The 11,468-nt window shown below is 66.9% G+C and carries 11 protein-coding genes; 6 read left to right on the top strand and 5 right to left on the bottom strand.

The window, feature by feature from the left end; translation table 11 throughout:
* Positions 1 to 6 precede the first annotated feature (6 nt).
* The 3 genes from QH168_RS02880 to QH168_RS02870 all read right to left on the bottom strand — a co-directional run bounded on the left by QH168_RS02880 (position 7) and on the right by QH168_RS02870 (position 3,756).
* Entirely contained in the window at positions 7 to 1,209 is a 1,203-nt protein-coding gene (locus QH168_RS02880; protein WP_280232802.1) for an AAA family ATPase, read from the bottom strand.
* Between the two features lie 203 nt (positions 1,210 to 1,412).
* A complete protein-coding gene (locus tag QH168_RS02875) occupies positions 1,413 to 2,888 on the bottom strand; it encodes an NlpC/P60 family protein (RefSeq protein ID WP_432421022.1) in 1,476 nt (491 codons plus the stop codon).
* A gap of 280 nt (positions 2,889 to 3,168) precedes the next feature.
* Positions 3,169 to 3,756, bottom strand: a complete 588-nt coding sequence (locus QH168_RS02870) for a DUF6676 family protein (protein ID WP_280232800.1) — start codon at positions 3,754 to 3,756, stop codon at positions 3,169 to 3,171.
* Positions 3,757 to 4,054: 298 nt separating this feature from the next.
* Between QH168_RS02870 and QH168_RS02865 the strand changes: the two genes are divergently transcribed.
* Together QH168_RS02865 and QH168_RS02860 are read left to right on the top strand one after the other, a co-directional pair.
* Entirely contained in the window at positions 4,055 to 6,859 is a 2,805-nt protein-coding gene (locus QH168_RS02865; RefSeq protein ID WP_280232799.1) for an aconitate hydratase, read from the top strand.
* A gap of 214 nt (positions 6,860 to 7,073) precedes the next feature.
* Entirely contained in the window at positions 7,074 to 7,640 is a 567-nt protein-coding gene (locus QH168_RS02860; protein WP_280232798.1) for a TetR/AcrR family transcriptional regulator, read from the top strand.
* A gap of 133 nt (positions 7,641 to 7,773) precedes the next feature.
* On the opposite strand, the gene QH168_RS02855 is transcribed toward QH168_RS02860, so the two are convergent.
* Positions 7,774 to 8,283 (bottom strand): MarR family winged helix-turn-helix transcriptional regulator, encoded by a 510-nt coding sequence (locus tag QH168_RS02855; protein WP_280232797.1) that lies wholly within the window; start codon positions 8,281 to 8,283, stop codon positions 7,774 to 7,776.
* A gap of 143 nt (positions 8,284 to 8,426) precedes the next feature.
* Between QH168_RS02855 and QH168_RS02850 the strand changes: the two genes are divergently transcribed.
* From QH168_RS02850 to QH168_RS02835, 4 genes are all read left to right on the top strand, one after another.
* Positions 8,427 to 8,852 carry a cupin domain-containing protein gene (locus QH168_RS02850; RefSeq protein ID WP_280232871.1) on the top strand — a complete coding sequence of 142 codons (426 nt, stop codon included), beginning with the start codon at positions 8,427 to 8,429 and terminating at the stop codon, positions 8,850 to 8,852.
* Between the two features lie 52 nt (positions 8,853 to 8,904).
* Entirely contained in the window at positions 8,905 to 9,321 is a 417-nt protein-coding gene (locus QH168_RS02845; RefSeq protein ID WP_280232796.1) for an acyl-CoA thioesterase, read from the top strand.
* Between the two features lie 346 nt (positions 9,322 to 9,667).
* Positions 9,668 to 10,117, top strand: a complete 450-nt coding sequence (locus tag QH168_RS02840) for a hypothetical protein (RefSeq protein WP_280232795.1) — start codon at positions 9,668 to 9,670, stop codon at positions 10,115 to 10,117.
* Between the two features lie 44 nt (positions 10,118 to 10,161).
* Complete coding sequence (locus tag QH168_RS02835) at positions 10,162 to 11,091, top strand: hypothetical protein (RefSeq protein WP_280232794.1); 930 nt, start codon at positions 10,162 to 10,164, stop codon at positions 11,089 to 11,091.
* A 74-nt stretch (positions 11,092 to 11,165) separates the two neighbouring features.
* Here the strand turns inward: QH168_RS02835 and QH168_RS02830 are convergent, their stop codons facing one another.
* Positions 11,166 to 11,411 (bottom strand): helix-turn-helix domain-containing protein, encoded by a 246-nt coding sequence (locus QH168_RS02830; RefSeq protein WP_280232793.1) that lies wholly within the window; start codon positions 11,409 to 11,411, stop codon positions 11,166 to 11,168.
* Positions 11,412 to 11,468: the final 57 nt, after the last annotated feature.

Below are 11,468 nucleotides of genomic sequence, written 5' to 3'. Positions count from 1 at the left end.
TCGCCGTCACTTCGACTGGCTGTTGACGGCGGCCTGCGGCACCTGGTTCGACTGCGGCTGCGGGGGCACCGGCTGCTGCGGCGGCGCCGACTGCTGCTGCGGCGCGGGGCCGTTGGCCTGGGTGCCGTTGGCCGGAGCGGGCGCGGTGGGCGCGCCCTGGCCGACCGCCTGCGGCGCGACCTGCGGCAGACCGACGGTCTGCAAAACGCGCTTGATGACGTCTTCGGGGCTGATCTCGTCGGCGAGGGCGTCGTAGGACAGCACCAGCCGGTGCCGCAGCACATCCGGGATCACCTCGACCACATCCTGCGGCACCACGTAATCGCGGCCGCGGATCAGCGCGACCGCACGCGCCGCGGCGATGATGCCGAGGCTCGCGCGCGGGGAGGCGCCGTAGGAGATCCAGTTGGCCACATCGTTCATGCCGAATTCGGCGGGTGTGCGGGTCGCGGCGATCACCCGGACGACGTAGTCGACCAGTGCGTGGTGCACGAAGGTGTTGGCGGCCAGCTGCTGCAACCGGATGAGTTCGGCCGGTTCCAGGATCTGCTTGGCTTCCGGCGCGCTCACACCCATCCGGTAGATGATCTCGCGCTCTTCCTCCACCGAGGGGTAGTCCACGACGACCTTGAACAGGAAGCGGTCACGCTGCGCCTCGGGCAGCGGGTACACGCCTTCGCTCTCGATCGGGTTCTGGGTTGCCATGACCAGGAACGGATCCGGCATCGGGTAGGTCTTGCCACCGATGGAGACGTGCCGTTCGGCCATCACCTCGAGCAGCGCCGACTGCACCTTCGCGGGTGCGCGGTTGATCTCGTCGGCGAGCACGAAGTTCGCCACCACGGGGCCGAGTTCGGTGTCGAACTCCTCGCGGCCCTGCCGGTAGATGCGGGTACCGATGAGGTCGGTGGGCACCAGGTCGGGCGTGAACTGGACGCGGGAGAAGGAGCCACCCACGACCTTGGCGAAGGTCTCCACCGCCAGGGTCTTCGCGATACCCGGTACACCCTCGAGCAGTACGTGGCCGCGGGCGAGCACACCGACCAGCAGCCGCTCGACGAGCCGGTCCTGTCCGACGATGACCCGCTTGACCTCGTAGATCGCCTTCTCGAGGGTCTGGACGTCACGCTCGAGGGTGCTCGACCCGGGTGCAGGCGCCTTTTTCGCCAAACTTGCCCCGCTGACACCGTCCGTCGAAGTCACCAACATCCCCGCTTTCGCCTTGGTCTTGTGCGTGTTGCCACAACTATTCCAGGTAATGACCGCATTCGCCGCAACCGGACCCGATATGCCGGAATTCGGCGCCGGAATTCGAGCGCCCGCAGCGATCTGTGGTCCACCGTACGTGCAGGCGGCGGGTCCGCATTCGCTGCGAGCAGACAGGGTTCGCTCCGGCAGGGCGGATCACCCCGTTAGCTGACGATGCGTACCGCATAGGGCATGATGCCCGATTCCCGCACGGGGGAAACCTTCACCACGTCGCCGGACTGCGGCGCCTCCACCATTTTTCCGTCGCCCAGATACAACGCGACGTGCTGACTGCCGTTCGGGCCCCAGAAGAGCATGTCGCCGCGTTCTCGCTCGTCGACCGGCACCCGGGTGCCCGCGTTGTACTGATAGCCGCTGTAGTGCGGCAACGAGACACCGATACCGGCGAAGGCGTAGAGCATCAACCCGGAACAGTCGAAACCGACCTTGTTGTAATCGCCGTGGCTGTCGGCCACGCCGCCATCACGGATGCCGAGGGTCGGGCCGTCCTCGTCACCGCCGCCCCAGGCGTAGGTGACGCCGAGCTGGGACATGGCCCGATCGACGACGATCTCGATCGCCTCGCTGCCGGTGACGGAGGGGACGTCGCTGTCCTCGTCCTCGCTCCCGGACTCATCGCTGCCGGATTCGTCCTCGTCACCACCGGGCTTCGGTGTGGGTTTGGTCGTGCGCGGTGTGTCCTCGAGCTGGGTGTGTGGACGTTTACCCGCGCCGAGTTGGGCCGCGCGATCCTTGGCCGCCTGGTCGGCCGCAGCGCGCGCCGCCGCGGCCGCGGCCGCCGCCAGCACCGCCGCTTCTTCGGCCCGGCGCTGCTGATCCCAGGCCTGGTAGGCATCGCGCTGGCCCTGCAATCCGGTGACGTTCATCCGCGCCGCGTCCAAGCGGGCCTGGGCATCGGCGCGCTGGCGCAGCAGATCGTCTCGGACGCTCGTCTGCTGGTTCAGTTCCGCCGTCGCCGTGCTCACCGCGTCCTCGGCGGCGACCTTCTTCTGCTCGGCGTCGGCGGCCGCGGCGTCGGCGGCGGTCTTGGCCTGGCGCGCACCCGCGTTCTTGTTGCCCTGGTCGATCTGGGCGCGCCGCAGGCCGTCCATCACCTGCTGCTGATTCTTGGTGACCAGGCCGATGATCTGGGCGCGGTCGAGGGCGGCGTCGGGATCGGCGGCCGAGAGGTAGGTCATCATCGTGCCGGTGCCGGGGCGGGTGTAGGCCTGGGTGGCGAATTCGTCGAAATCGGTGCGCGCCCGGTCGACTCGCGCGCCCGCGTCGGTGAGATCGCGCTGCGTGGTCGCGACCAGGTCGGCGGCCGCGTCGGCGGCATCGCGCGCGTTCTGTAGGTCGACCAACGCCTTGTTGACCTGCTCGCGTCGCTGCGCCACCGCGTCATCGAGTTGACGCACCTGCTGGTCGACGACGGCCACCTGATTGATCAGCACACCCACCTGGCCGATACCGGCGTCGACCCGCGCTCCGGCGTCGGCCAGTTCACCGTCGCTCGGATTGGGCGGAGGCGGCGGAACCGCTGTCGACGGCGCGCCGGTGATGACGATCGCCGCCGATATCAGCAAACCGAGAGCGATCGACACGGGACGACGATGACGGACCCCTCGCGTGTTGCGCATCGCACCTCCAGGCGACCCGACTGCGGTGTGGCATCACGAGCACCAGCCGACCCACGCAGCACTGTGGTCGGCAAATTGCCCTGTTAACACTCTTTCCCCAACAGCGATCACTCGAACCGTACGACACTTCCGTCACCGTCGGAACTACAGCAACGGAATCACAGACGCGTAATTTGCGCTTTGCTCGAAATTAGCCGGATATGGCACAGGGTTCACCCCTGGAAAACAAACCGACCGTCAGGAAATGCGTCTCGGATCGAGACGCATTCAACGAAGAGGCTCAGACTGCGGCAGATGCCGAATCATCCGCGGGGTCCGCCGGAGACGATTCGGCGGCGGCCCGTCGACGCTTCACCCAGTACAGACCGCCGACGGCCAGAACGGTGCCCGCGAGCAGCACACTGGTGAACCCGGTCCACGGCACCGATTCCTCCTGGTGCAGCCGATCGGTGAAGATCTGCACCGCCTCCTCGGACTTGCCGCCCTTCCATTTCGCGGCGTCCTCGGCCCATTCCAGGTGCACCCTGCTGATCGAATCGCTGTAGGTGCCCATCCAGTCGTCGCTGAAAACGGCGACGGTGCCGTGCTGAAACTTGCCGACCTCGGTCGCCAGATCGCGCAAGCTGGAATCGTGCCACGGATTGCCCTGTACGACGACCACACTGAGCGGGATGCCGTCGGCGCGCGCCTGAGCCACGATGGCGGCCAGTTCGGACTGATCCTTGCCCTCGGGCGCGGCTACACCGTCACCGGCCAGATCGGCCCGGATATCACCGAGGTCGGTGTTGTCCGGTAGCTCCGTGGCGACGAGCGAAAAAGCCCAGGTGTGCGAGACGGTCATCTTCCATCCGGTCTTGTCGAGCCGCATCGGCACGCGAGGCGACGGGGTCTCCTACACTGCGGATGAGCACGCCGAAGGGCCGTCCGTCCGGACCGGCCGCCCCGACAGCTCACGAGGCACAGTACGCGACGCAGTGTCGCATCGGCGCCACTCGCCACGCCGACCGGCGCCGGACTACGCCCCGGCGCGTTCATAGGACAAGCGTACTGTTAGAGTCGAAGCTGCGAGGAAGCCGGAACCACGCGGGACCGGCACCCCTCCGAAGACGTAGACCGCCCGGCACAGCCCCGCCTGGCGGCAACCCTCACAGACGAGTGGAGCTGACGTGACGACAAGTATCGATACTTTCGGCGCCAAGGGCACCCTCGAGGTCGGAAGCAACTCCTACGAGATCTTCCGGCTCTCGGCCGTGCCAGGTACCGAAAAACTCCCCTACGCACTGAAAGTCCTCGCCGAGAACCTGCTGCGCACCGAGGACGGCGCCAACATCACCGCCGATCACATCCGCGCGATCGCGAACTGGGATCCGTCGGCCCAGCCGAACGTCGAGATCCAGTTCACCCCCGCCCGGGTGATCATGCAGGATTTCACCGGTGTGCCCTGTGTGGTCGACCTCGCCACCATGCGTGAGGCCGTCACCACCCTCGGCGGCGACCCGAACAAGGTCAACCCGCTCTCGCCCGCCGATATGGTCATCGACCACTCGGTGATCCTCGACGTCTTCGGCCGCGCCGATGCCCTCGAGCGCAATGTCGATCTCGAGTACGAGCGCAACGGTGAGCGCTACCAGTTCCTGCGCTGGGGCCAGGGCGCCTTCGACGACTTCAAGGTCGTCCCGCCCGGTATGGGCATCGTGCACCAGGTCAACATCGAGTACCTGGCGCCCACCGTCATGGTCCGCAACGGCCAGGCCTACCCGGACACCTGCGTCGGCACCGACTCGCACACCACGATGGTCAACGGCCTCGGCGTGCTGGGCTGGGGCGTCGGCGGTATCGAGGCCGAGGCCGCCATGCTCGGCCAGCCGGTCTCCATGCTGATCCCGCGCGTCGTCGGCTTCAAGCTGACCGGTGAGATCCAGCCGGGCGTCACCGCCACCGACGTCGTGCTCACCGTCACCGATATGCTGCGCAAGCACGGTGTGGTCGGCAAGTTCGTCGAGTTCTACGGCGCCGGTGTGGCCGAGGTGCCGCTGGCCAACCGCGCCACCCTCGGCAATATGAGCCCCGAATTCGGTTCCACCGCGGCGATTTTCCCGATCGACGCCGAGACCATCAACTACCTGCGCCTGACCGGCCGCACCGACGAGCAGCTCGCGCTCGTGGAGGCCTACGCCAAGGAACAGGGTATGTGGCACGACGCCGATCGTGAGCCCGAGTACTCCGAGTACCTCGAACTCGATCTGAACACCGTCGTCCCCTCGATCGCCGGTCCGAAGCGCCCGCAGGACCGCATCCTGCTCAGCGAGTCGAAGATCGCCTTCCGCAAGGACATCTACAACTACACCGACGACGCCGTCGCCACCCCGCACACCCAGCTGGACGAGGCGATCGAGGAGTCCTTCCCGGCCTCGGATCCGGCCGAGCTGTCCTTCGCCGACGACGGCGCGGTCGACGTGACCTCCGCCGCCAACGGTTCGGAGGGTCGCCCGTCCAAGCCGGTGCGGGTCAAGTCCGAGGAGCGCGGTGAGTTCGTGCTCGACCACGGCGCCGTCGTGGTCGCGGGTATCACCTCCTGCACCAACACCTCGAACCCGTCGGTCATGATCGGCGCGGCGCTGCTGGCCCGCAACGCGGTCGAGAAGGGCCTGTCGTCCAAGCCGTGGGTCAAGACCAACATGGCGCCCGGCTCGCAGGTCGTCTCCGACTACTACGAGAAGGCCGGTCTGTGGCCGTACCTGGAGAAGCTGGGCTTCTACCTGGGCGGTTTCGGCTGCACCACCTGCATCGGCAACACCGGTCCGCTGCCGGAGGAGATCTCCAAGGCGGTCAACGACAACGACCTGTCGGTCACCGCGGTGCTGTCGGGTAACCGCAACTTCGAGGGCCGCATCTCCCCCGATGTGAAGATGAACTACCTGGCCTCCCCGCCGCTGGTCATCGCCTACGCGCTCGCGGGCACCATGGACTTCGACTTCGAGACCGACGCCCTCGGCCAGGACACCGACGGCAACGATGTGTTCCTGAAGGACATCTGGCCGTCTCCGCAGGAGATCGACGACACCATCAAGTCGGCGATCAGCCGGGACATGTTCACCAAGTCCTACGCCACCGTGTTCGAGGGTGACGAGCGCTGGCAGAACCTGAACACCCCCGAGGGCGACACCTTCGCGTGGGACGAGAACTCGACCTACGTCCGCAAGGCGCCGTACTTCGACGGTATGCAGATGGAGCCCTCGCCGGTCGAGGACATCAAGGGCGCGCGCGTGCTCGCGCTGCTCGGCGATTCGGTCACCACCGACCACATCTCCCCCGCCGGTCCGATCAAGCCGGGCACCCCGGCCGCGCAGTACCTGGACGCGCACGGTGTGGAGCGCAAGGACTACAACTCGCTGGGCTCGCGTCGTGGTAACCACGAGGTGATGATCCGCGGCACCTTCGCCAACATCCGGCTGCGTAACCAGCTGCTCGACGACGTCTCGGGTGGTTACACCCGCGACTTCACCCAGGAGGGCGGCCCGCAGGCGTTCATCTACGACGCCTCGCAGAACTACCAGAAGGCCGGTATCCCGCTGGTCGTGCTCGGCGGTAAGGAATACGGTTCGGGCTCCTCGCGTGACTGGGCCGCCAAGGGCACCCGCCTGCTCGGCGTCAAGGCCGTCATCACCGAGTCCTTCGAGCGCATCCACCGCTCGAACCTGATCGGTATGGGTGTCATCCCGCTCCAGTTCCCGGCGGGCGAGTCCGCCGTGACGCTGGGCCTGACCGGCACGGAGACCTTCGATATCGAGGGCATCACCCAGCTCAACGAGGGTGTGACCCCGCAGACGCTGAAGGTCACCGCCACCAAGGAAGACGGCGAGAAGATCGTCTTCGACGCGGTGGTCCGCATCGACACCCCCGGTGAGGCGGACTACTACCGCAACGGCGGTATCCTCCAGTACGTGCTGCGCAACATGATCCGTGGCTGAGGTCGCCTCCCTGCATACGCGGGGGTGATCCCGATCTGATCCGTGGCTGACAACGCCGCTTCCCCGCAGCGGGAAAGGATCCGACCAGCGGCTGACACAATCGCCGCGATGCGCACAGTGAGGTCCGCGCACCGCACCCGCGGTGCGCGGACCTTCGCGCATTCCTCCGACTCGATATTTCTCGTTCGCACCAAGACTCCGAGGGAGTTCGCCCATGCCGAAGGTCAGTGACGATCACCTCGCTGCCCGGCGCAGCCAGATACTCGATGGTGCTCGGCGCTGTTTCGCCGAGTTCGGTTACGACGGCGCCACCGTGCGCCGACTGGAGGAGGCCATCGGCCTATCGCGCGGGGCGATCTTCCATCATTTCCGCGATAAGGACGCCCTGTTCCTGGCCCTCGCTCAAGAGGATGCCGAGCGGATGGCCGATGTCGCGGCCAACCAGGGCCTCGTGCAGGTCATGCGGGATATGCTGGCCAACCCCGAGCAGTTCAACTGGCTCGGCACCCGGCTCGAGATCGCCCGCAGGCTGCGCACCGATCCCGAATTCCGGGCCGGATGGACCCAGCGTTCGGCCGAACTCACCGCCGCCACGCTGGCCCGACTGGAGCGGCGCAAGGCCGCGGGCGCACTACGCGACGATGTGCCGACCGATGTCCTGCTCGGCTACCTCGACCTCGTGCTGGATGGCCTCATCGCCCGCATCGCCTCCGGCCATACGAACGAAAACCTTTCAGCCGTGCTGGACCTCGTCGAGGCCTCGGTGCGCCGCAGAGAGTGATCGCGAGCCGACTCTCCGAACAGCTCGGCAGCCCAGAGATATTCGGCAGTCGTCGAGGTGCCGCAACACCGGCGAAGCCCCCCTGTGCCCCGCCGCCTGTTCCGCCCCAGTAGCGCCCACCCCGAACCCCGGCTCAGGGAGTTTCGGCTTCCAGCCCGGTGAGCAGCGCGCGCACGATGCGGTCCAGCTCCCTGCGATCGGCGGCGGAAAGCACTGACAGCAACCGGGTTTCGTTCTCGGTATGCGCCGTGACAACCGTGTCGACCAGGGCGCGCCCCTCGTCGGTGAGCGCTACCCGGATCGCGCGCCGATCGGCGGCATCGGCGATGCGGCGCACCAGACCCGCCGATTCCAACCGGTCCAGCCGTCCGGTCATACCCGCCCGCGACAACATGAGCGTGTCGGCGAGGACCGAGGGATTCAGTTCGAACGGTTCCCCGGCCCGCCGCAGTGCCGCCAGCACATCGAATTCGCCGCGGTGCAGTCCGTGTGCGAGGAACACGGCTTCGACCTCGCGCCGGGCCACGGACTCGAGCCTCGCCAGGCGTCCGAGTACCGCCATCGCCTCCAGCTCGAGGTCCGGGCGTTCCCGGCGCCATTGGGCGACGATCGCGTCCACGGCGTCGGTTGTCGAATCGGTCATGGACGCATTCTATTCGCTGCGATATAGTTCGGTAGCGAATTATAAATTGACGAACGACTGGAGCCGACATGTCGACCACCGACCGCAGTGCCGTCATCCGTCAGCCACAGGACGCCGAGCGACTCGGCACCGGCGCCACGCAGATGCGGCTGCTCATCGACTCCGATGATGCGGGCGGATCGGTCAGCACCCTCGAGGTCACCATGGCCCGCGGCGCAGACGGTGCGGCACCGCACTATCACACCCGGTCCGACGAGCTGTTCTATATCGCCGCGGGTGAGCTGCAACTGCTGGCGGGCGATGAGATCGTGACCGTCGCCGAGGGCGGATCGATCCTGGTCCCCCGACTCATGCCGCACGCCTTCGGCGCGACACCCGACAGCGACGCGCGCATCCTGATCGCGCTCATGCCCGGTGTACAACGCTTCGAATATTTCCGGCTGCTGGATCGGATCGCCAACAGCGAGGCCTCCCTCGCCGATCTCGGCGCCGCCCAGGACGAGTTCGACAACCACTTCGTCGACGCACCGCACTGGTGGCGCGAACGCAGCGCCGGTCGCGACCGATAGCACCACTTTCGACGGAGGGAACAATTCCCGGCGCCCGCGAGTTCGGCTAGGCATGACCTTCTCCGTCCCCGTCATCGTTCGCGGTTACGAGCTCGACGTCCAGGGCCACCTGAATCAGGCCGTGTACTTGCAGTACGCCGAACATGCGCGGTGGGAGCTGCTGCGCGCGGCCGGGATCGGCCAGGACAAGCTGATCGCCAGTGGCGTCGGTCCGGTGGTGCTCGAACAGAGCATCAAATATCTGCGCGAACTGCGCGGCGGTGACGAAGTGGAGGTCACCTGCGAGTTCGAATGGCAGGAGGGCAAGATCTTCACCATGCGCCAGCAGATCCGCAGGCTCGACGGCACCGTCTCGGCCGAGTTCCGGGTCACCGGCGGGCTGCTCGATCTCACCGCGCGCAAACTCGTCACCGATCCACGCGAACGCTTCCGCGCGCTCACCGACCGCGCCGATCTGCTCGGGCTCTGAGCCCCAGCGACGCTGCGCACCGGGCGGGCGTCGATCACGGATTGCCCACTGTTTGTGAAACTCTCGCGGCTCGCTTCGCGGGCACACATCGGTCGCACGCCAACCTCGGGCAATGCCTATCGGCGGCCACCGATGCCACGCGGTAGCCGTGTGATTGCACGCCCTCCCACGTCTCCACACCGAAAATCTTTCGGCGCTAGCGGTTCCCATGCGCAATTCCGATGTGCCGCAGCCGCGGTAAATCTCCCGATCCGGGCCGTGCGCAACCCCGCACGCGATATGATCCAGAGCACGCTCGGGGGTCCTGGCAAATCGTGAGCAGACGTGAGCAGATCGGAGTTCCACCATGACCGATGCCATCCACTTCCCCGGCGCCGCGGCGACCGGTGATCGGGTTCCCGCATTGCAGGGCATGCTCGTCGCCCAGTCGGAACGCGATATCACCGTCCGGGTCGCCGAGGGAACGTGGACCTTCCGGCGCGCCGATGTGCTGCGTGTACTCGAATCCGATGCCTCGGCCGCCGCACCAGGGCGTCCGGTACTCGTCGACATCCGCCCCGGCGCCACCGCCGACTTCACCCGCCGGCTGCGCATCGACGTGGTCGACCGCCCCATGACGCTGGCCGCGCCACCCTCACCGGCGCTCGGCGACGATCTACTACGCGAGCTCACCGCGTCCTGGGCCGATGAACTCCAGCTGCTCGACGCACCCGGCACCGGCGCCACTTTCACCTATTGCCAGACGAAATCGCATGCGGGCAGCGACGACGGCATCAACTGCGACAGCCTCGACTGAGCGGCGGGCAGGTGGCCGCACCCCGGACGGGCTCGGTGCTGATCGTGTCCGAGTCCGACGATCTGCACGCGACCGCCATGGCGGTGACGCTGCGAGAACAGCACGGCGTCAACCCGATTCAGCTGGATCTGCGCGACTTTCCGCGCGAATCCGGTAGTTTCCGGCTCGACCGGCTCGGCACCACGCGGTCGATGTCACATCTCATCGGCCTCGACGAGGTGCGCTCGGTGTGGTGGCGGCGCCCGCATCCGAGCCAGGTACCCGCCGGTGTGCGCGCCACCGACGACGCCTTCCGCCAAGCCGAATGCGATGGATTCATCCAGGGCCTGCTGTGGTCGATTCCCGCGCAGTGGGTCAACGACCCGGGCAACGACCGCACCGCCAACCGCAAGATCGTGCAACTCGAAACCGCCCACCGGGCCGGGTTCGCGGTACCGGAGACGCTGATCACCAATGATCCGGAGGAGGCTCGCGGATTCATCGAATCACGTTCCGGCGCAGTCGTTTACAAGCGAACCGGAACCAGCCGCGCCGAATTCGCCGAAACCAGGATCGTCGGCGAAGCCGACCTCGCCAGGCTCGCGGGCATCCGGTCGGCGCCGACCACCTTCCAGGATTACATCGTCGCGCAGTGCGATCTGCGGGTGGTGTGGGTCGACGGTGTGGCCTGGACGGTCCGCATCGATTCCCAGGCGGGGGCCGGGCGGGTCGATTCGCGGCTGGACACCTCGGTCGAGTTCGCGCCCCATCAGCTACCCGCCTCGGTCAGCAAATCCCTTGCGGTGCTCATGGGCGCGCTCGGCCTGAGCTTCGGCGTGCTCGACCTGCGCTTGGGGGCCGACGGCGAGTACTACTTCCTCGAAGTCAACCCGCAGGGGCAGTTCGCGTATCTGGAGATCAAGACCGGACTGCCGATCTTCACCAGCCTCGCCAATCTGCTCGTACACGGTGACGGATCGGTCGCGAACGGCTGAACGTCGCGCGACCTTCGAGCGCACGGCATCGTCGCGGTACCGAATCGACGCCGGTACCGGTATCGGGGGCAGCGCTACTGGGCTTTGCGCCGATTCGCCCCACCGCGGCTGCGAAGCTGCACATGCGACTCCACCAACACATTGTGGATGAAGCCGTAGGAACGTCCGGTCGAACGCGCCAGCGAACGAATGCTCGCGCCCGCCTCGTATTGCTTCTTCAACTGCGATTGCAGGCGGTCGCGCGACTTTCCCGTGACGCGTGTGCCCTTACCAAGGGTGGTCTTTCCCGATGTGGCTCTATGTGCCGGCCTGTCGCTCATGGCTTCCTCCGAGTCGCCGAGCAGCGTCATTCCAGGCTAAGCACTCCGCGGGCCGTG

The organism is Nocardia cyriacigeorgica (assembly GCF_029868385.1).
Classification (GTDB): Bacteria; Actinomycetota; Actinomycetes; order Mycobacteriales; family Mycobacteriaceae; genus Nocardia; species Nocardia cyriacigeorgica_F.
The sequence above is the reverse complement of the archived record's forward strand: the minus strand, read 5'-3'. Positions and strand labels throughout refer to the sequence as shown.

Excerpts from the sequence above, each read along its gene's own strand:
- QH168_RS02845 (WP_280232796.1), top strand. The coding sequence starts at position 8,905 with ATGACCTTCTCCGTCCCCGTCATCGTTCGCGGTTACGAGCTCGACGTC.
- QH168_RS02840 (WP_280232795.1), top strand. The coding sequence starts at position 9,668 with ATGACCGATGCCATCCACTTCCCCGGCGCCGCGGCGACCGGTGATCGG.
- QH168_RS02855 (WP_280232797.1), bottom strand. The coding sequence starts at position 8,283 with ATGACCGATTCGACAACCGACGCCGTGGACGCGATCGTCGCCCAATGG.
- QH168_RS02830 (WP_280232793.1), bottom strand. The coding sequence starts at position 11,411 with ATGAGCGACAGGCCGGCACATAGAGCCACATCGGGAAAGACCACCCTT.
- QH168_RS02880 (WP_280232802.1), bottom strand. The coding sequence starts at position 1,209 with ATGTTGGTGACTTCGACGGACGGTGTCAGCGGGGCAAGTTTGGCGAAA.
- QH168_RS02870 (WP_280232800.1), bottom strand. The coding sequence starts at position 3,756 with ATGCGGCTCGACAAGACCGGATGGAAGATGACCGTCTCGCACACCTGG.
- QH168_RS02850 (WP_280232871.1), top strand. The coding sequence starts at position 8,427 with ATGCGGCTGCTCATCGACTCCGATGATGCGGGCGGATCGGTCAGCACC.
- QH168_RS02875 (WP_432421022.1), bottom strand. The coding sequence starts at position 2,888 with ATGCGCAACACGCGAGGGGTCCGTCATCGTCGTCCCGTGTCGATCGCT.
- QH168_RS02860 (WP_280232798.1), top strand. The coding sequence starts at position 7,074 with ATGCCGAAGGTCAGTGACGATCACCTCGCTGCCCGGCGCAGCCAGATA.